The following is a 19,667-nucleotide window of genomic DNA, read 5'->3' on the forward strand; positions in this document are numbered from 1 at the left end:
AAGGGCGTTTACGCATGAATACAGAAGCAACCCTAAAGGGAAATGTATTACACGATATTACCCATTGGGGAATTAGCGCATCTATTGGAGCGATATTCATTGTACACAGTTTAAAGAAATTTGATCCCAGTTGGCAAGAGTGGTTAGTTTCAATAGGAATTCCACCTGAACTGCAATTACCAATTGCTTTAGCTGAATTTATTGGAGGAGTGTTGTTAGTAGTAGGGATTCTTTCTAGAATTTCTGCAGCAGTGCTTTCGATAATTTTGTTGGGAGCCATATTCCATATAAGATGGGAAAACGGATTCTTTGTTTCCAAAGGAGGATGGGAATGGGACTTGGTAATGTTAGCTGCAACACTTGCAATAATTGTAGCAGGTCCAGGTAGAATTTCAATATCTCATGTAGCAAAAAAGATTCCTAGATTCTTACAGTGATTATTTTATTTTTTTATTTAATTCTGTAATGAATTTTTTTATTTTTGGTTTTGGGATTACAGCACCACATGCTCTATCATGTCCACCGCCAGAACCACCAAGTTCAGTTGCCAATAAATTAACAATTTTTCCCAAATGAACTTTGCAGTTTTTGGAGCCTCTAACAGATACTGCATAGATACCATGGTCGACTCTTTCTTTGTATGCAACACCTACATCTTTGCCAGATAACCCCATTACAAAATTCACAGCACCACTAGCCCCTGAATCTAAAATTTCCATATGTCCAAGATTTTTCATTGTTTTCATACCTGCTTTTACTTTGGCAATCATTTGAGAGAGTTTTTCAACTTGAATTTGTGCAAACTCAAACGTATTTGGAATATCATGAGGGAATTTAGATTCTGCTAGTTCTTCAACCAAGTACAACAGATAATCAGGTTCTTTTTGATGACCAACAATATTGTAAGTTAGAACAGTAGCACTGATGAGTGCAAATTGTCTATCATACATCTGAAGCAATTTAGAACCTAAAGGTCTGTCTTCCATATAATCAGTAATTGCAGCACAGGTTGCAACAAAAGTTGCATGTTCATTTAATTTTGATTTAAAAGCATTGTAAACTTGAACAGTAGTACATTCTTGAATATCATGAATTACTTTGACTTTGATTTTTTGTAAAGATTTTACAACAGCAGGATCAATATCATGATGATCAATATATGTAACTGAAACTTTATTTTTTCGTAACGTCGTCATAATATCAATAAATTCATCTTGGGTTTTTTTGCTCAGACCCAAATCACAAATGTATAGTGACTTTAATTTTTCATCAGTAACAACTTGTTGTAATGCCTCCATTTGCCCAGGATAATCAACTAGTATAGCATCACCACCAAATGCTTGTCTAATTAATGCAGCAGAACTAATACCATCAGCATCTTCTTTGTGAGATATACAAATTACTTTGGTGCGTTTTGATTTTGTTACTTTTTTGGAAGTTTTTTTAGTTGATTTTTTGACAACTTTTTTGGTTGCAGTTTTTTTAGTTGTTTTAGGCTTTTTAGTTATTGATTTCTTTGCAGTAGATTTCTTTGTCTTTGATGCAGCCAACGATATCAAAAATTACAAACCCTCATTTAAATGAAGAATGGGATTTCAAGATTTTCTAGATGTTTTTTTGACACTTTGATTTATCAAAGAACTTGAATCAAGATACACCTCATAAAGAGAGAGTCCTTCCATCTGGTTTTGATGATCAACTTCCTGGAGTTTTTTTAGTTCTTCAGCAGATGCATTTAGAACCAAATCATCAAGTTTTTGCAAATTTTTGCGTTCACTGGGAGTCATTTAATTTTTGATTAAAAATTCTCATTTAGGGCCAAAAGTTGGCATATTAGACTAATTACTAAATTTCATAGACATAATTTGAGCGAAAATATAATAGAAGAATTTTTCCTAGGCTCAGTATGGAGACAAAAAATATTGGCTTGAGAGGAATCGAGGTTGCAGATACAAGAATTTCAAACATTGATGGAGAAAAAGGCAAGCTAATCTACAGAGGATTTGACATTTTAGATCTTACAAAGAATTCAACATTTGAGGAAACAGCATACTTACTACTTTATGATAATTTACCCACAAAGGCACAACTAGATGAATTCAATTTAAAATTGGTTGAGGCAAGATACATCCCAAAACAAATGCAAAAAAACATGGGAAACTGGAGAAAGGATGCAGATCCTATGGATATGCTTCAGGCATTTGTGGCAGCACTTGCAGGATATTATGACGAAGAATTCTCAAACAAAAATGCAAGTTATGATAGGGCAATTAATCTAATTGCCAAAGTACCCACAATAATTGCAAGTTGGCAGAGAATTAGAAATGGCCTTCCAATTGTTGATCCAGATGCATCTCTGAGTCATGCAGCAAATTTTCTATACATGATGTCAGGAGAAAAACCAGATCCTGAAGTGGAAAAAGTTTTTGACGTGTGTTTAATTTTACATGCAGATCATACATTCAATGCATCAACATTTACAGCTAGACAGGTTGCATCAACAAGAGCTCATATGTATTCAGCAGTTAGTGCTGCAATCGGAGCACTAAGTGGAGAATTACACGGTGGAGCAAATACAGAGGTCATGAAGATGTTACTAGAAATTCAAGAAATCCAAAAAGTCGAATCATGGATAAAAGAAAAGATGAGTTCGGGTGAAAGGATTATGGGAATGGGTCATGCAGTTTATAGAACATACGATCCTAGAGCACAAGTACTAAAAGAATTATCAAGAAAACTTGCAGAAAAAACAAAAGAACCATGGTTTGACATGACTGAAAAAGTTGAAACTACAACAATTTCTGAAATGAAAGCACAAAAAGGAAAAGACATCTATCCAAATGTCGATTTGTATAGCGCATCAATTTACTATATGTTAAAAATTCCAGTAGATTTGAACACGCCAATATTTGCAATATCAAGAGTTGTCGGATGGGCAGCTCATATCATTGAAGAGAAATTTGCAGAGGCTGCACCAAAACCAGCATTGTATAGACCAAAAGCAACGTATGTTGGAAAGTATTGTGGTCCAGAAGGTTGTGAATACAAAACATTAGACTTGAGAAAATAATTTAATTTCTTGTACTAAGCCAGTCTTTAGCTTTAGAATTTACATCATGTTTGTACAACACTTCAAAAACCATATCATAAAATGTAATACCCTTTTTCTGTGCTTGTTCATCAAGCCACTTGATACCATCAGCTAATTCAGGATCATATTCAGAAAATTCTACTAATTCATCCACCATTTTTGAAAAGAAGGCGTGAGATTCAAGCATACCTACACCTTTCAATCTTTGATCATAAGTGAAGGATTCAAAATATATTGACAAAAAACCACTTTTTGGATGACAATTGGACCATGTTTTGTACTTTGACGGAGATGATGAGAAGATATCATGGAAAATCAATACAGGAAAATCTATTGAAAAACAGAATAGAGAACATGCTCAAATGTACAAAAACAAAGTGACAGATTTACAATCAAAATACATTGCATTTCATGTAGGTCTTTTTTGGGCAATTGGAGTATTCATCATAAAAGATGAAGATACTGTCAAAGTAAAATTTGATGAAAAAACAATGTATGATCATTTCAAATTCAATAAAGAAATCAATGATGAATTTATCAAAAAAAGAACACAATTCATCAAACAACTAATTTCTCAAAGAAAATTAAAAATGGAATTTGAGTTAATTTAATCAAAAAATATCTAAAGGCAAAAGAGCTTAAGACCAAAAACGAGTAGTTACTTGGTGACAGCTCAGTTGCTTTGTATGATATTATTACAATTGAGAATCATAAAAGAAAGAATTGTTCAACTTCATTGACAACACTCAATGTTGCATTAGAGCGATCATGTGTAATTTTCAAGAAATTTTTAGAAAATTTGAAAAAAATTGAAAAATTTAAAGAAATAGAATCTTTTGAACGAAAAAAACTAGGGAATTTTGATTATGAATGTAAGAATGAAGATTAGATTTATTTACCATAAATGAAGCCACTGATCAACTATGGCAGGTATTGATAAAGCTGCAATTGGATTTTCAATTGCAATTGTAGCAATCGGAGTTGCATTTGCTATGTATGGCGATGCATCTCAAAATGCCGGACCCAGTGTTTCATCTCCAGCTGTAACATCTACAGCACCTGAGCCAAAGATGGCTGAATCAAAGGCTGCTCCTGAAAAACCAACGAAAGCTGGTTGGGAGAGAGCCACATCTACACAAGACCCAGGTATGGGACATGAATCACACCAACTTGCAGTACTATTGGCACCAAGTGACAAAGTATATTCAGGTACACTTCTCTATGATGCATCTGAAAATATTCAGCTAGTCACACTTAGAGGACCAATTGGAGCTGATGAAAAACCAGCAAAGACTTGGACTCCAGATGGTAAAACAATCTTTGAATTAACATTTGTTGATCCAAAGAATGCAAAAGGTGAGTGGGAATTTTCCGGTAATGCTTTAGCAGTTCACACAATGAAGACCAACACATTCGTAGTTGATTACAAAATCTTAGACCTCAAAAAAACAGAGGCTATGATGAAAGAAAAAACTGTAAAACTTGAAGAAAAAGTATCAATGAAAGAGAATATGCCTATGGAGAAGAAGGCTCCAGCAGGTCCAATGACTCATACTGTTGATATGCCAGCAGGCACTTCAGTTCCAGGATGTGAAGAAACTAACGAATGTTACATTCCAGCAAACCTTACAATTAATGCTGGAGACACAGTAGAATGGATCAATGTTGACACCGCTGCACACACAGTTACTGGCGGCAGTCCAGCAGATGGTCCATCTGGTGTCTTTGACAGCAGTCTAGTTATGGGCGGAGCAGCATATTCATTTACATTTGAAGATGCAGGAAGCTATGACTACTTTTGTATGGTACATCCTTGGATGGTTGGCAGTGTTACAGTGAACTAGCCAAAACTTTTTCTTTTTTCTTATTTTATTTGGTTTTTCCTGATCGTCCTATTGTATGCAACCCCAAATCTATGAGTCTCATCTCTAACATGTTGTAAGATTTTCAATGAAGACTTGCTCTTTGCAATAACAATAGGGTTTTTGACTTTTGGAAGATAGACTTCTTCATTTTCTTTTGCTAATGAAATACAAGGAAGTTTCAATCCAAGGGACTCTAAAGACTTTGTAGCAGCACTTAGTTGCCCTTTGCCACCATCAATTACTACCAAATCAGGTAATTCAGAATTTTCTTCTAATAATCGATAGTATCTTCTCTTGATTATCTCTCCAATCATAGCAAAATCATCTCTTCCAGACACAGTTTTAATTTTGAATTTTCTATATCCAGATTTGTTTGGTTTTCCATTTACAAATTGAGCCATGGAGCCTACTGCAAAGTCTTCACCATGATTAGAAATATCAAAGCATTCAATGACATTTGGAATTTCTGGTAGACGCAGTATTTCTCTTAGTTCAACTAAACCAGGATCTCCACCTTTAGTATGAATAAGCTTGATATTTTTTAGAATCAGATTAATGATATTTTTTTTCTTGCCTTTTGTAGGAGTAGAAATTTTTACAGGAAAACCAGATTGTTCTGAAAGTAAAGATTCCAAAAGTTTTTGGTTTTCAGGAAGTTCACTTACAATGATATGTTTTGGAATTTTATGTGTAGAATAATACTGATATAGAAAATTTGAAAAAGAATTATCACCCACTAGATCAAAAAAGAATTTGTCACTATCACGAATTACACCATTAATCATTCTAAAATTCATTACAGTTGCAGATTGTTCTTGAATTCCAATTCCAAAGTATTCTTCATCAGAATTTTCTACATATTCCATTTTTTGTTTTGTTTGAAGACTTCCAAGTCTAATCAAAGTATCACGAATATCTTTTGCACGCTCAAATTGTTGTAATTCAGCAGCCTGATGCATCTCTTCTTCTAGTTTTTTAGTAAAAATTTTTGTTTGATTCTTTCCTTTTAGTACATCTTCTAATGCTGCAACATGTTTTGGATATCTATCCTGAGCGTCTTGAAATTCGCAAGGACCTTCACAGTTTCCCAGGTGATATTCAAGACAAACTTTTTTTGGTAATGTTTTACAGATTCTTATTTGAAATGCCTTACGTAATGCTCCTATTGTAAGTAATTTAGAACTACCTTGAGTAAAAGGACCAAAAGTTTTTCCTTTGCCAAGAAATTTTCCATCTCTAGTACGTCTTGCAACTAGTAATCTAGGATATTTCTCATCAGAAATTCTAAGGTAGGTATATCGTTGTTGATCCTTTAATTCAATATTAAATCTGGGACGATATTTTTTGATCATGTTTGATTCTAAAAGAAATGCCTCACTTTCATTATCAGTTAGAACAAATTCAATATCAGAAATATTTTGAACCAATTTTTGTGTTTTGTAATTTTGATTTTTTAGAAAATATGATTTTACACGTTTTTTGAGATTCTTTGCCTTGCCAATGTAAATTATTTTTTTATCAGAATCTTTCATCAAATAGATGCCTGGATCAGTAGGAATTGTAATCTTTGAAATATCAAAAGTCATTTTTTAACTAGTTTCTTAAGGTATTTCCCAGTATAACTTCCAGGAGCTTTTGCAATATCTTTTGGAGTACCTACAGCAACTATCCTGCCACCTTCATCACCGCCTTCAGGACCTAAATCAATTATCCAATCTGAATTTTTAATGACATCCATATTATGCTCAATTACAACTACAGTGTTTCCAAGATTTGCTAGTCGGTTTAGAACATCTAATAATTTTTGAACATCTGCAAAGTGTAGTCCAGTTGTAGGTTCATCTAAAATATACATTGTCTTTCCAGTACCTCGTTTAGATAATTCTGAGGCTAGTTTAACTCTTTGAGCCTCACCACCAGATAGAGTTGTAGATGATTGTCCAAGTTTGATGTAACCTAATCCAACATCATAGATTGTTTGTAATTTTCTTTTAATTGCAGGAACGTTCTCAAAAAAGTTCAGCGCCTCATATACGGTCATATCTAAAATATCTGAAATGTTTTTTCCTTTGTAAAGAACAGATAATGTTTCAGAGTTGTAACGTTTTCCTTTGCATTCATCACATTTTACATAAACATCAGAAAGAAACTGCATCTCAATTTGTTTTACTCCATCACCATCACATGCAAAACATCGTCCATCAGCAACATTAAATGAAAATTGTCCTGGAGCATATCCACGTTCTTTTGATAGTTCAGTATTTGCATATAATTCTCTAATAGGAGTAAATGCACCGATGTATGTTGCAGGGTTTGACCTAGGAGTTCTTCCAATGGGGGATTGATCAATTGCAATAACCTTATCAATATTTTCCAAACCAACAATCTTTTTGTGATTTCCAGGTTTTACATTTGATTTGTAAAAATGATTCTCTAGTGCTTTGAGTAAAATATCATTAATTAAAGTAGATTTTCCAGAACCTGAAACACCAGTAATTGAAACAAAGAGACCCAATGGAATTTCAACATCAATGTTTTTCAGATTATTTTCAGATGCTTTTTCTACAACAAGAGTACCAGAATTATTTCTAATTTTATCTTGTAATGTGATTAATGAGTTATCTTTAAGATAATCACCAGTTACAGATTTGTGACCATTAAGAATTTGGTTAACAGTTCCTTCAAAAACTACACTTCCTCCATTCACACCAGCACCAGGACCCAAATCAACCATCCAGTCTGAATTTCGTATAACTTCTTCGTCATGCTCCACTACAATGACAGTATTTCCCAGATTTCGTAGTTTATTTAGCGTTTTTATGAGTCGTGCATTATCTCTTTGATGAAGGCCAATGGTGGGCTCATCTAAAACATACAACACACCAGTAAGATTAGAGCCAATTTGAGTTGCTAATCGAATTCTTTGAGATTCACCACCAGACAACGTAGAACTTAATCTGTTTAGAGTAAGATAATTCAAACCGACATTCATTAAAAATTCTAGTCGTTCTTTAATCTCTTTTAGAACATCTCTTGCAATGTATTGCTCATTTTCAGTCAATTTCAATGTAGAAAAAAAATCATAACAATGATCAATAGATAAATCACAAACATCCATTATTCCTTTATCGTTAATTTTTACTGCAAGAGATTCAGGTTTGAGTTTTTTTCCTTTACATGTATTACAGGGGGTGTCACGCATGAATTGTTTTAACCATTCACGTTTTGCTTCAGAGTCTGTTTCCATGAAGACACGTTGAAGATTAGATAATACACCTTCAAAGGCATTGGTATATTGCCATGAAGAGTCACCTGATTTTGAACGATAGTTAAAATCAATTAAATCATCAGTGCCATACAAAATAATTTGAAGATGTTTTGGTTTTATTTTGTTTATAGGAGTCATCAAATCAAAGCCAAATTTTTTTCCAACTGCTCTTAATGCTTGTCTTCTAAATGAAGAAAATCTTCCACTCCATGGAACAATCGCACCATCCAAAATGGACTTTGTTTTATCAGGAATTACCAAATCAGGATCAAATTCCATTTTGACACCAAGACCATTACATTCTTTACACAAACCAAAAGGGGAGTTAAAAGAGAAATTTCTTGGTTCCAACTCACCTACAGTTAATCCACAATAAGGACATGCATTGTTTTGAGAAAAGATTTTTTCAGATTTTTCTGATGCGATCATAACATCTCCTTTGGATGCCTTTATTGCAGTCTGAATTGCCTCAAACAATCTTGAGCGCTCTGATTTTTCAGTAGTAATTCTGTCAACTGCAATCTCAATGTTGTGCCATTTTTGCCTATCAAGAGGAGGGATTTCTTCATCTAGGCTCAAAATTTCACCATTTAGGCGTATTCTTGAATATCCATCCTTTTTGATCTGTTCAAATAGTTTCTCATAGGTTCCTTTTTTTCTTTGAATGATTGGAGATAAGATTAGAATTTTTTTGCCTGAAAATTCTCTTAGCACAGAATCACAGATAGTTTCAATTGATTGAGTAGAGATTTTTCGTCCACAATTAGTACAATAAGGAATGCCAATTCTTGCATAAAGTAATCTCATGTAATCATAGATTTCAGTAGTTGTTCCAACCGTAGAACGGGGATTTTTGCTAGTTGTTTTTTGTTGAATGGATATTGCAGGAGATAGGCCTTCAATAGAATCAACATCAGGTTTATCCATCATCTCTAAAAATTGACGTGCATATGCAGAAAGAGATTCAACATATCGTCTTTGACCTTCAGCATAAATGGTATCAAAAGCCAAAGTGGATTTTCCAGAACCAGATAATCCACTAATTACAACTAACTTGTTTTTTGGAATATCAATGTCAATATTTTTTAAATTATGGTGACGTGCACCACGAATTTTTAATTTATCTCCTGTCATTTTTTATTTGAATCTCCTTTTCTAGTCTTTTTATTCTATCCCTACATTCAATTGCACGCTCAAAATCCAAATCTTCAGAATATTTTTTCATCTGAGATTCCAAATCAATAATATCAGTAGCAATATCATGAGTTGATTTTAGTTTTGAATCATCAAGTGTGGTAACTTGTTCTGGAACAGATTTTATGATTGTCTTTGGAGTTATGTTATTGTCTTTATTGTATTGTATTTGTTTTTCTCTACGACGTTTTGTTTCATCCATTGCATTTTTCATTGATTTGGTAGTTGTATCAGCATACATAATGACATGTCCGTTTTCATTTCTTGCGGCCCTACCAAAAGTTTGAATTAAACTAGTAAAGTTTCTAAGAAATCCTTCCTTATCGGCATCAAGTATCGCAACAAGAGACACTTCAGGAATATCCAATCCTTCTCGAAGCAAGTTGATTCCAACTAGAACATCAAATTCTCCAAGACGTAATTGCCTGATTAACTCAGTTCTCTGCAATCCTTCAATTTCAGAATGCATGTATCGTACACGAATTTGTTTTTTTGAGAGATATTCAGCCAGATCTTCAGCCATCCTTTTGGTCAAAGTTGTAACTAAAACACGCTCAGAACAGGCTACTTTTTTGTTGATTTCTTGAATTAAATCATCCATCTGGTTTTTTGTAGGCCTAATTTCCACTTGAGGATCAAGTAACCCAGTAGGCCTCACCAGTTGTTCTGCAATAGTGGAAGAAATCTTCTTTTCGTATTCTGCAGGAGTTGCAGAAACAAAGATTGTGTTTTTAAGGTATTTTTCAAATTCTTCAAATTTTAACGGACGATTATCATATGCACTTGGCAATCTGAATCCATATGTCACTAGTTCTTTTTTTCTAGAATGATCACCTTTGTACATACCATGTAGTTGTGGCAATGTAACATGGGATTCATCAATTACGAGTAAGTAATCATCTCCAAAAAAATCCATCAAACAAAATGCCTTTTGGCCTGCTTGTCTACCATCAAAATGCCTAGAGTAGTTTTCAATACCAGAACAATACCCCAACTCTTCAATCATCTCCAAATCATATTTTGTTCTCATTTCAAGTCTCTGTTTTTCTAATTCATTTAATTCAGGCAAACGTTTCTTGAGTTCATCTTTAATTGATTGAACTGCTTTTTTTCTTACATCCTTAGCTATAAGATAGTGTTTTGCAGGAAAAATTTTCATTTGATTAATTTTCTTTTTTTCTTTTAGGGAAACATGATCAAGTAAAGATATTTTTTCTACTTCATCACCAAACATGGAAATTCTTACAAGATCTTCAGAATATGCAGGAGTAATGTCAATGGTATCACCTTTGACTCTAAAGTTTCCAGGAGCTACCTCAGTATCGTTTCTTTCATATCGAGCATCAACTAATTGTCTAATGAGTTCATTTCGTTTAATTTCATCACCAGAGGTTACAGTAATTGCCAAATCTTCCCAATCTTTGGGATTACCAAGAGAATAGATGCATGAAACAGTAGATACAATAATTGTGGGTTCGCCTGAGAGCAACATTGCCGTTGCCTCCAATCTTAGCTTTTCAATTTTCTCATTTATTTGAGTGTCTTTCTCAATGTAAGTATCAGTTTGCGGAAGGTAACTTTCTGGTTGATAATAATCATAATATGAAACAAAATATCCAACATTATTTTTTGGAAAGAATTGTTTTAATTCAGAATACAGTTGTGCAGCTAGTGTCTTATTATGAGATATGACTAGAGTGTTTTTTCCAGTTCTTGCAATAACATTTGCAACAGAAAATGTCTTACCACTACCAGTAACACCCAATAATGTTTGAACAGTTTTGTCTTTGACACCTCGAACTAGTTGATCAATTGCTTGGGGTTGATCACCTGTAGGAACATATTCAGATACTAAGTCAAATTGAGTTATTTGCTCCAACATGTACAATCCCTAAAAACTGAATTTAAAGCAATGGTGATATCATAAACTACCAAACAGGTTCATCGACCATTTTTAGTCCATCAGGAGTTTCCTCAAAGCCCATAATTTTCAGAGTTTGTTTAGAGGTAGAAGAGTTTCGTTCTAGTATTTTTTGTGCCAAAATTTGTCTAGAATCAGATCGTAATTGTTGCCCAATTTTGTACTTTCCTTTGATAGAGTCAGGAATGACTTTGATAACTGCAACCTCATCTAAAACTAGATCATTATTTTGTATTGGAATGTAATTGCCTTCAGGCTGATATTTTTTCATTAATTCATTGAGTCCAAGTGCTTTTTCAACATCATCTTCAACAATAACTGCTTTTCCTTTGATAACCACACTAATGTACAAAGTATCTGCTTGAGATGCATCAGTAGGATGTGAGAAATATGATGGAAGAAATTCTAATTCTCTATCAACTTCAAACCCAACTTTGTCATTTCTTGAGATATTATCTAATTTTTCACCCCTAGTATACGAATGCATGTAAATTGAATCATTTGCAAATGCAAAATTCATAGGAATGATTTGAGGGTATCCATTGTCATCAATGCTTGCAATTCTTCCAACGTGTTCTTCAGAAAGAAATTCTTTTATCTTTTCATATGATTTGATTTCAAGACGTCCTACTAGTTTCAAACCAGTTGTAATTTGGAAGTTGATCTAATAAACTAAATGTAACAATGTATGCCAAAAAGTATGCGAGATCCATATCTTGATGAATTAAAAAATGATTTTAATAGATACACAAATAATTTAAAAAAATTAAAAAAGAAACTTCTAAAGATAGAATCACCTCAAGAACAAGAGAAAATCATCAAGCAGATAGACAACATTGCAAAGCAAATGGAAAATAATCAAAAACAATCAACAAAGGTTACAAAATCAAGAATCAAAGAAAGACGACTAAAAAAATAGTCTAATCTTCTTCCTCAAGTTCTTTAGCTAATGCCTTAATTTCCAAAATCTTACAAGACAATTCATCACATTCAGTTTGATATTGATTCATATCATCAAATCACAAAAAATATCAAAAAAACAGAAACATCCTAAAACTTGACTTTACTCATTCAATTTTTTTATTAAATAAAATCACTTAATTTAAGAGAAATTCAATAACAATCATGTCAGAGTTAGACGAGGAACGAGAAGAAGCAACGAAAGAAGTACTAGATATTCTCGAAGAATGGGGAGCAGAGTCAAAGTTCATCTGGTTTAGAGAGTTGCATAGAATTACAGATATTGACAAAGGATTATTACGAAATATTCTCAATGAATTAAAAAAATCTAGAGAAATTAAAGAGATGCATGGTACAAACAATAGAATATTTTTCTGCATGAAAAAATATTACATCAAATGCAGAGATGTTGAGTTTAGATTCAAAGGAAAAGAAATAATGCTTAGAGATGGAAGCAAAACAAAGATTATTGCAGGTTCAACAAAAGCAACTGAACGCACAAGAAAGCGGTTAGAAAAACAACGAAACAAACGTAGAGCAAAGTCATTTACAAAAGCAAAAAACAAGAGACCTCACAAATCATAAAGAGTCTTCTGCTTGTCTTCTTGCAAAATTAGATTCAGCTCTTTTTAATTTTGCAGATTCTGCGACATCTTCAGTCATATCATATAGTTGATGTAATTCCATATCAGGAACCAAAGTATTTTCTTGTTCATCTTCTAGTTCAAGTTCCAAATTTGCTAGAATCTCGACATTTTCTTCTAAAATGTCAAGGCATTTCTTTACAGATTCAGGAAGGTCATCATCCATGATATATTGTAAAACACAGTAAAGTAAATGATTTTCTGTATGTTATAGAATAGAACGTCTTATTGTTTGGCTTTTTCTCTGAGTGCAGGCATTACATGACTTGCGAATTTATCAATAGAGCCAAAGTAATTCTTACCCCAGAATCTAATTACAAAGTGATTAACACCAGCATCCATGAATCTCTCAAATGTTGGAATGATATCATCAGGAGTTCCAACTGCAGTTGAAGAACGTGCCACAGGTTCAGGAATCTTTGTGGCAGCTTCTCTCATCTTTACAATCCAATCTTGATTAGACATTGAATATTCTGTAAAGTATTTTCTAAAATCAAAGCCTTCAATTTCTTTTAGTCCATGTACACGAAGGATTTCGGGTTTGAACAAACTCACTTTGACAGCTTCTTTCATTCTTGCCCATGACTCTTCTGCATCTTCAGAAAAGTAGACATCAATATCAAGTGCATATTGGAAGTTATCTTTTTCTTCTTGAGTTCGGTTATTTTCATCCATAGATTTTTGAATTTGTTTTGCATGATCTTCAAACAGTTCTGGAGTGTAACCAATTGGTAACCAACCATCACCAAGTTTTCCAGTTAATGCAAGTGTACGTGTACCACCAGATGCCATATATGTTGGTGGACGAGGTTTTCTAATTGGAGGGGCTTGTAAACATGCACCCTCGAGTTTGTAATATTTTCCATCATAATTTACAGTGTTATCAGGAGTTGATTCGTATAATTTATGAATAGTTTCAATTTGTTCTTCCCATTTTGATACTGGTTTTTCAAATGGAATACAAAATTCTTTTAGATTTTGTGCTTCACCGGCACCAATTCCAAGAATTGCTCTACCTTTTGAAACTCTATCAAGAGTAATTGCAGCAAGTGCAATGTTTGAAGGATGTCTTCTAATTGCATCAGTTACACAAGTTCCAAGTTCAACATTGTTTGTAACTGCAGCAATAGCTGAAAGCATAACCCATGGATCTAATACAATAGCATTTTTCCATTGTGGGACATTAGTATGGTCCATATAGAAAATAGAATCATAGCCTGTTTTGTCAGCAAGCATACATGCTGTTAAGATTTGATCCTCAGTGTATCCAGCTCTTGCAACATTTAGCCCGTTTTGAATACCAAATTTGAGTTTCTTATCAGTCAAGTACATTTACGTCGAATCATTAGAATAAAAAGTTTAATCAAGCTGCCAATTTCGCAGTTTATCAAGAAAATAGAAAAAAGGTAAAAAATTTGTGAATTTTTTACAAATTACCTGCTTTGATATCCTCAAGACATTTTACAACATCATCTTTTGATATTGGAATTGGGTTTGGATCCAAATGTCCTCTATCAGTCATGACGGTATCTGCAGCTTCAGAAACATCAGCTTTGAGTTCTAATTTATCAAATCCTAGTTTTTCCATTGCTTCTTTGAATCTGTCATAGAAGATTGATTTGTTATGTTTGTGAGCTACTGTAGTACAGGATGAAAGAGAGTAACCATGAGGTACACCTTCATTTGAGAACACATAGGACAAAGCATGTCCAAGAGTCGTAGAACAATTACCAAAGCCCATACCAGACAACATTGAACCGTAAGGATAGTTTTCTGGTTTGTCATTCATAATTGCATCATAAAGAATCTCAAATGCTTGTTTACACAGAGTTCTAGTCAAGTCATTACCAAGTTTGCTATCATAGCCCTCAGTAGCTTGAGCACATGCATCACAGACAGAATTTTTGATGACTTGTTCAGGAGTACCGTCCATAAAATATGAATCAACTACTGCCATGTCAGCTAAGAATCTGTCTTCACGTAACAATTTCTTTTTTCCATCAAATTTGAGAACACAATAAGTTGTCATTTCAGCTCCAGTTCCAAAGGTTGTTGGAATCAAGATCTTTTCTTTTTTCATCTCAGGTGCAGCATATTTTACTACATCCATAGAACTTCCACCACCGAGTCCAATTAGGACAGAGGGATCTTTGTCTTTGAATTGTGAAATAACAGCATTGACATCATCAATTGATGGTTCAGGTTTTACTTGGTCATACAGCATATAATCCTGAATTCCCATTCTTGCAATCCATTTGTCAGAAAGTTCTGGAGGAACTGTTGTGACAATTAATGCATTTTTAGGATATTCTGTTTCACCAAGTGCATTTTCTCCAAAGTTGATAACTTTTGGAATGCGTACTGTTTGCATAGATCACCAGCATCATTGATTATTATTATATCTTGCATTATTGAGGAAGAGTATGATCATTCAGAATTTTGAAGAGTTGGCAACAACTGACAAAAAGAAAGAATGTTTAGAGATTTTAGACGCAGGTCTCAGAGCAGCAAATCCAGAAAATATAATTTCAAAGTATGTCACACCTGAAAAAATCAAAATCAATGGTAAAACTATCAATATTACAAAATATTCTAACATTTACTCAGTAGCATTTGGAAAAGCAGGAGATTCCATGACAAGGGCACTTAATGCAATAGTTCCAATTAAGAGTGGAATCATAGTGATTCCCAAAGGCTCAAAATCAATCATCAAAGGTAAGAAATTTCAGATTTTTAATTCCAGGCATCCTGAGCCTGATCAAACCAGTGTAAAAGCGGCAAAAGAAGTCATAAAATTTGTTCAAAATAAAAAGAGTGATGAACTAATAATTTTTCTAGTGTCAGGAGGAGGTTCATCACTTTTGGCCATGCCAAATGGCATAACATTAGATGACAAAATCTTTGTGACAAAATTATTACTAAAATCAGGTGCATCCATTCAAGAGTTCAATTGTGTTAGAAAACATCTTTCAAAAATCAAAGGAGGGAAGTTAGTTGAAAACATGAAATGCCAAGGTCTAAGTTTGATAATGTCAGATGTTGAAGGAGACGACCTGTCATCTATTGCATCAGGGACTACATACATGGACAATACAACATTTTCAGATGCATTAGATATTTTAGAAAAATATAAACTAAAAAGAAAAACTCCGATTGAGGTTCTACAAGTTTTAGAGAAAGGATTAGAAGATGAAAAGTTAGAAACTCCAAAAAAGCATAAAATTGAAAATCAGGTAATAGCAAACAACAATGATTGCCTAAAAGCAATGGAGATAGAAGCTAAGAAGAAAGGTTACAAAATCAAAACATTACAAGTATTTGGAGATATCAAAGAAGCAGTGACAAAAATTTTAGAGAATATTTCAGAAGATCAAAAAACATGTTTGCTTATTGGGGGGGAAACAACAGTGAAAGTTTTAGGAAAAGGTATGGGAGGAAGAAATCAAGAATTAGTATTAAGACTTTTGAAGAATACTCAAAAATTCAAAAAAATAGTCATTGCATCAATGGGAACTGATGGAATTGATGGAAATTCCGTATTTGCAGGGGCAATTACTGAAAACATCAAAGTAGACCTAAACACAATGAAAGAATTTTTAAAAAATAGTGACTCAGGAAGATTCTTTCAAAAGCAAAAAAGTAACATAATAACTGATTTTACGCATACAAATCTCATGGACATAGGCGTGATTTTGAGGTAAATTACAGGTTTTCAATAACCGATCTTTTAATATCATAATGACGTATTTTATGCAGAATTACCTTGCTAGAAAAACAATTCAATCCAGATGTTCTGTACAATAGAATAGTGCATTTCTATATTGATAAAAAAGGATACACTAAGGAAAAAGCAAATGAGATTGCACAGTCAGTTGTACAAAAAGAAGCACAAAGAAGAATTTGCAAAAATGATAAATGTAAACATTTTTCACATGATCACATTAGAAATTCAGAGACATGTCTAGTTGCAGAGTGTGATTGTCATGAATTTGTCAAGTAAAGTCATCTAAAGAATTTTCAAGTAATGGTTGAGCACTAATTCCAATTTTCTTCTTCAAGTGTTCTGCAAATTCTTCAACGAATCCATGTATAGTGTAAACTTGTTCTGCACCAGATTGAATTACCATATCCACTAATTCATTAAAATCACAATGATCACTCATTGGAATAGAGTAATCAGTTCTTCGTCCAAAAGAAAATTTTGTAGATTGAGCCCATCCACTAAATCCGATTGTTACTGCGCCGTATTTTGATTTCATTTCTTGAATGAATTTATTTTTACTGGACATCATAGGGGCAACCATTATCCAAGGTTTCTTATCTAGCAATCCATTTTTTTGAGCCTCAGAATGCCCCATACCATTTTTTAGTTCAACACCAAATTTCTGATGAAGTGTGTTCATTTCTTTTACAGAATCATGAAAGTAAAGTGGGCCCCAATGTCCAAAGAGTTGGGTGATAGTTTGGGCCTTTCCCAACTGATATCCCATTAAAATCACAGGTATTCCTTTACCATATAATTCTGAAATCAACTCATTTACCTGTTTTTGAATTTCATCCATTTTTGGAAAAATAAATTCAGGCAAGCCAAATGTGCATTCAGTAATCAATGTCTTACATTTTGGAATTTTTGCACCCTGAAGAAAGCCTCTATTTCGGGTACAGATATCACCGGTATAGAAGATATCATCAAAGAGAAGTCCCTTTGCGCCAAGAATATGTCCACTATCAATTAGAGAGAAATCATCAATAGATTCAACATGATTTTCCATCTTGAACCCACGTAGATTAGCAATTTCACTGGTTTCAATTGAAGATAAGATTGTTCCACCATTTTTTGAAGGAAGATGATCAGCATGAGCATGAGATACAAAATTTATTCCTGTAGCATCAGCATTTTTTGGATCTAAACAAACACGTCTTTCATTTACCTCACACAGGATACCATTTTTTGTCATCCTGACTTTTCTAGGCAATGAGATTCATCAAAATACGATTTGATATAAATTACAAGTTTTAATTGATTCAACCTCAGATCAATCTATTTTTTGATAAGTTCTATAGTTAAACTAGAGTATGAAGAATCAATAAAGTTTTGAGTTTTCTAGGGTTCAGGATCCATCACCATAGAACTAGACAAAGAACCTCGATTATCTAAATAATTCAGAGCGTTGGTAAATTCATTATATGATACTTGTTCCTTTAAAATCCATCCAACATATTGTTTAACCCAAGAGGGAATCTTATCACCATTTACTCCAAATTCAGACAACACATCAAGTTCAGACGCAGAATTTAGATCATATCCTGCCCATTTCTTTAGAATAGAAAGTTGTTCAACAGTAAAGTTATCAGATACAGGTTCAGGATCAACAACAGAGTCTACTGCGGGTTCAGGATCAACAACAGAGTCTACTGCGGGTTCAGGATCAACAACAGAGTCTACTGCGGGTTCAGGATCAACAGAAACATTAACAATTAATGCATCTGGCAGATGTAACTCCATAGAATTTCGTTTGACATCCCAAACTCGGAATAAAATATCAGACTTTGGAATACTATTCTCAAATACAATTACAAAGTCAAATACGGCTTTATTTTCAGATATTGATGGGAGGATATCAGCTGTGTGTATCAAATTATATGGATCAATTATTTCCACACCATGCTGTTTATCATAAATCACAATAGTTTCTGTGAGATCATTTAGAATTCGTGAACCAAATTGGTTTACATACATCTCCACATGTTGTACATTTCCATTACCCGTATTTTCATATAAAGTCAAAGTAGTCTTTAATTCATCACCAGTTTCAATTATTGCGGTATGAGCATTGTCAAATAGAGAAGGAATGTAATTAACACCATCATAGACTAATGGGAATTCATTTTCCGCAAATCCTACAAAAACTGATGGGGGGGTGCTATCTGAACTTCCTCCACTTCCACTTGTAGTACTAGTAGTACTAGCAGTAAACAGATCAGTAGCATGTTTAGTCATTACAATTAAGTTTGAGCCACTATCAATCTTACAATCAGCATCAGTTGCAAGCGTTACAGTAGAAACATCAGTAGAATCACAAGTAGCAGTAATTTCTGTTTGGGCACCAGTAGATGATACAAAGTATGCACGTTTTCCAGCTTGTCCATTAAGGGTGATTTTCATTGCTTTGTCCAAGCTCAAATTACTGTCAGGAGAACCAATTCTAATTACTAAATCAACAGTTTGACCGGATGGGGCAGAAACGCTGGATACAGTTCTAACATTAGCAGTTTGGAAAATACCATTCCAAGTAGAACCTGAAGATGTAGAAATTGCCGTACTGGCTTGTATTTGAATTTCAATTGGATTTGTGTCTTGAGTAGTTATTGTCATAGTCTGACCAGGAGTGGTTGCTGAGCCACCACTAGCAGTAAAATCAATTGCCCCATTTGTACCACTAGGAACAGTGACAGTAGCTAATGATGAAGAGGAGCTGATCTTTATTGTTGGCGAAGAAGATTGAATTGTTACACTAGAGGTACTAGAGGAAAGAACCAGTACACGAGATGTAGTGTCAGAGAGAGATATTGTGTCAGAGAGAGATCGGGTTTGAGAACCTGATGCTATAACAGTGTCAGATATGGAGGTGGTGTCAGAGAGAGATTTTGTGACAGTGTTGTTTGTAGTGTCAGAGAGAGATATTGTGTCAGAGAGAGATCGGGTTTGAGCACCAGTAGTTGT

At 33.8% G+C, this 19,667-nt stretch carries 20 protein-coding genes; 8 read left to right on the forward strand and 12 right to left on the reverse strand.

From position 1 onward, the window contains the following. Window positions 1-14: 14 nt before the first annotated feature. Window positions 15-437 (forward strand): DoxX family protein, encoded by a 423-nt coding sequence (locus ACX12B_RS08975; RefSeq protein ID WP_459353673.1) that lies wholly within the window; start codon window positions 15-17, stop codon window positions 435-437. Here the strand turns inward: ACX12B_RS08975 and ACX12B_RS08980 are convergent, their stop codons facing one another. Together ACX12B_RS08980 and ACX12B_RS08985 are read right to left on the reverse strand one after the other, a co-directional pair. Next, the gene (locus ACX12B_RS08980; protein WP_459353674.1) at window positions 438-1,550 is read right to left on the reverse strand and encodes a DHHA1 domain-containing protein; all 1,113 of its coding nucleotides are present in this window, start codon (window positions 1,548-1,550) and stop codon (window positions 438-440) included. It abuts the gene before it with no gap. A gap of 45 nt (window positions 1,551-1,595) precedes the next feature. After that, the gene (locus ACX12B_RS08985) at window positions 1,596-1,763 is read right to left on the reverse strand and encodes a hypothetical protein (protein ID WP_459353675.1); all 168 of its coding nucleotides are present in this window, start codon (window positions 1,761-1,763) and stop codon (window positions 1,596-1,598) included. Between the two features lie 143 nt (window positions 1,764-1,906). Between ACX12B_RS08985 and ACX12B_RS08990 the strand changes: the two genes are divergently transcribed. Next, entirely contained in the window at window positions 1,907-3,070 is a 1,164-nt protein-coding gene (locus ACX12B_RS08990; RefSeq protein ID WP_459353676.1) for a citrate synthase, read from the forward strand. Between the two features lies 1 nt (window position 3,071). Here the strand turns inward: ACX12B_RS08990 and ACX12B_RS08995 are convergent, their stop codons facing one another. Further along, on the reverse strand, window positions 3,072-3,278 hold the full coding sequence (locus ACX12B_RS08995; protein WP_012215483.1) for a hypothetical protein: 207 nt from the start codon (window positions 3,276-3,278) through the stop codon (window positions 3,072-3,074). An 88-nt stretch (window positions 3,279-3,366) separates the two neighbouring features. On the opposite strand from ACX12B_RS08995, the gene ACX12B_RS09000 reads away from it, so the two are divergent. Together ACX12B_RS09000 and ACX12B_RS09005 are read left to right on the forward strand one after the other, a co-directional pair. Next, entirely contained in the window at window positions 3,367-3,702 is a 336-nt protein-coding gene (locus ACX12B_RS09000; protein WP_459353677.1) for a hypothetical protein, read from the forward strand. A 312-nt stretch (window positions 3,703-4,014) separates the two neighbouring features. Beyond that, window positions 4,015-4,935 (forward strand): cupredoxin domain-containing protein, encoded by a 921-nt coding sequence (locus ACX12B_RS09005; protein WP_459353678.1) that lies wholly within the window; start codon window positions 4,015-4,017, stop codon window positions 4,933-4,935. A gap of 20 nt (window positions 4,936-4,955) precedes the next feature. Here the strand turns inward: ACX12B_RS09005 and uvrC are convergent, their stop codons facing one another. From uvrC to ACX12B_RS09025, 4 genes are read right to left on the reverse strand one after another with little or no spacing between them, the layout of a single operon-like run. Further along, window positions 4,956-6,542 carry an excinuclease ABC subunit UvrC gene (gene uvrC, locus ACX12B_RS09010; protein ID WP_459353679.1) on the reverse strand — a complete coding sequence of 529 codons (1,587 nt, stop codon included), beginning with the start codon at window positions 6,540-6,542 and terminating at the stop codon, window positions 4,956-4,958. After that, on the reverse strand, window positions 6,539-9,358 hold the full coding sequence (uvrA, locus tag ACX12B_RS09015; RefSeq protein WP_459353680.1) for an excinuclease ABC subunit UvrA: 2,820 nt from the start codon (window positions 9,356-9,358) through the stop codon (window positions 6,539-6,541). The genes uvrC and uvrA overlap by 4 nt, the downstream gene beginning before the upstream one ends. Beyond that, on the reverse strand, window positions 9,345-11,300 hold the full coding sequence (gene uvrB / locus ACX12B_RS09020) for an excinuclease ABC subunit UvrB (protein ID WP_459353681.1): 1,956 nt from the start codon (window positions 11,298-11,300) through the stop codon (window positions 9,345-9,347). Before uvrB ends, uvrA begins: the two co-directional genes overlap by 14 nt. Before the next feature lie 46 nt (window positions 11,301-11,346). Continuing rightward, window positions 11,347-11,979, reverse strand: a complete 633-nt coding sequence (locus tag ACX12B_RS09025) for a pyridoxamine 5'-phosphate oxidase family protein (RefSeq protein ID WP_459353682.1) — start codon at window positions 11,977-11,979, stop codon at window positions 11,347-11,349. Window positions 11,980-12,027: 48 nt separating this feature from the next. On the opposite strand from ACX12B_RS09025, the gene ACX12B_RS09030 reads away from it, so the two are divergent. Then, window positions 12,028-12,258: a hypothetical protein gene (locus ACX12B_RS09030; RefSeq protein ID WP_459353683.1), complete on the forward strand. Its 231-nt coding sequence runs from the start codon at window positions 12,028-12,030 to the stop codon at window positions 12,256-12,258. Window positions 12,259-12,464: 206 nt separating this feature from the next. Next, window positions 12,465-12,884, forward strand: coding sequence for a hypothetical protein (locus ACX12B_RS09035; protein ID WP_459353684.1), 420 nt, complete (start codon window positions 12,465-12,467; stop codon window positions 12,882-12,884). Here ACX12B_RS09035 and ACX12B_RS09040 read toward each other — a convergent pair. The 3 genes from ACX12B_RS09040 to ACX12B_RS09050 form a co-directional block, all read right to left on the reverse strand. Then, window positions 12,879-13,109: a hypothetical protein gene (locus tag ACX12B_RS09040; RefSeq protein ID WP_459353685.1), complete on the reverse strand. Its 231-nt coding sequence runs from the start codon at window positions 13,107-13,109 to the stop codon at window positions 12,879-12,881. The two genes, ACX12B_RS09035 and ACX12B_RS09040, sit on opposite strands and share 6 nt — an antisense overlap. 59 nt (window positions 13,110-13,168) lie before the next feature. Further along, a complete protein-coding gene (locus ACX12B_RS09045; protein WP_459353686.1) occupies window positions 13,169-14,275 on the reverse strand; it encodes an LLM class flavin-dependent oxidoreductase in 1,107 nt (368 codons plus the stop codon). Between the two features lie 94 nt (window positions 14,276-14,369). Beyond that, window positions 14,370-15,314 (reverse strand): iron-containing alcohol dehydrogenase, encoded by a 945-nt coding sequence (locus tag ACX12B_RS09050; protein WP_459353687.1) that lies wholly within the window; start codon window positions 15,312-15,314, stop codon window positions 14,370-14,372. A gap of 52 nt (window positions 15,315-15,366) precedes the next feature. Here ACX12B_RS09050 and ACX12B_RS09055 point away from each other — a divergent pair, with 52 nt between their 5' ends. Beyond that, entirely contained in the window at window positions 15,367-16,644 is a 1,278-nt protein-coding gene (locus tag ACX12B_RS09055; RefSeq protein ID WP_459353688.1) for a glycerate kinase type-2 family protein, read from the forward strand. A gap of 62 nt (window positions 16,645-16,706) precedes the next feature. Beyond that, window positions 16,707-16,943: a hypothetical protein gene (locus ACX12B_RS09060; RefSeq protein WP_459353689.1), complete on the forward strand. Its 237-nt coding sequence runs from the start codon at window positions 16,707-16,709 to the stop codon at window positions 16,941-16,943. On the opposite strand, the gene ACX12B_RS09065 is transcribed toward ACX12B_RS09060, so the two are convergent. Continuing rightward, complete coding sequence (locus ACX12B_RS09065; RefSeq protein WP_459353690.1) at window positions 16,936-17,901, reverse strand: MBL fold metallo-hydrolase; 966 nt, start codon at window positions 17,899-17,901, stop codon at window positions 16,936-16,938. The two genes, ACX12B_RS09060 and ACX12B_RS09065, sit on opposite strands and share 8 nt — an antisense overlap. A gap of 146 nt (window positions 17,902-18,047) precedes the next feature. Beyond that, on the reverse strand, window positions 18,048-19,667 hold a 1,620-nt coding region (locus ACX12B_RS09070; protein ID WP_459353691.1), incomplete at its 5' end, for a hypothetical protein.

It is taken from the genome of Nitrosopumilus sp. S6 (assembly GCF_054515815.1).

Coding starts and splice junctions, on each gene's coding strand:
- uvrC (WP_459353679.1), bottom strand. CDS start 6,542: ATGACTTTTGATATTTCAAAGATTACAATTCCTACTGATCCAGGCATC.
- ACX12B_RS09030 (WP_459353683.1), top strand. CDS start 12,028: ATGCCAAAAAGTATGCGAGATCCATATCTTGATGAATTAAAAAATGAT.
- ACX12B_RS09040 (WP_459353685.1), bottom strand. CDS start 13,109: ATGGATGATGACCTTCCTGAATCTGTAAAGAAATGCCTTGACATTTTA.
- ACX12B_RS08975 (WP_459353673.1), top strand. CDS start 15: ATGAATACAGAAGCAACCCTAAAGGGAAATGTATTACACGATATTACC.
- ACX12B_RS09050 (WP_459353687.1), bottom strand. CDS start 15,314: ATGCAAACAGTACGCATTCCAAAAGTTATCAACTTTGGAGAAAATGCA.
- ACX12B_RS09035 (WP_459353684.1), top strand. CDS start 12,465: ATGTCAGAGTTAGACGAGGAACGAGAAGAAGCAACGAAAGAAGTACTA.
- ACX12B_RS08995 (WP_012215483.1), bottom strand. CDS start 3,278: ATGCTTGAATCTCACGCCTTCTTTTCAAAAATGGTGGATGAATTAGTA.
- ACX12B_RS09005 (WP_459353678.1), top strand. CDS start 4,015: ATGGCAGGTATTGATAAAGCTGCAATTGGATTTTCAATTGCAATTGTA.
- ACX12B_RS09065 (WP_459353690.1), bottom strand. CDS start 17,901: ATGACAAAAAATGGTATCCTGTGTGAGGTAAATGAAAGACGTGTTTGT.
- ACX12B_RS09045 (WP_459353686.1), bottom strand. CDS start 14,275: ATGTACTTGACTGATAAGAAACTCAAATTTGGTATTCAAAACGGGCTA.
- uvrA (WP_459353680.1), bottom strand. CDS start 9,358: ATGACAGGAGATAAATTAAAAATTCGTGGTGCACGTCACCATAATTTA.
- ACX12B_RS09055 (WP_459353688.1), top strand. CDS start 15,367: ATGATCATTCAGAATTTTGAAGAGTTGGCAACAACTGACAAAAAGAAA.
- ACX12B_RS08990 (WP_459353676.1), top strand. CDS start 1,907: ATGGAGACAAAAAATATTGGCTTGAGAGGAATCGAGGTTGCAGATACA.
- uvrB (WP_459353681.1), bottom strand. CDS start 11,300: ATGTTGGAGCAAATAACTCAATTTGACTTAGTATCTGAATATGTTCCT.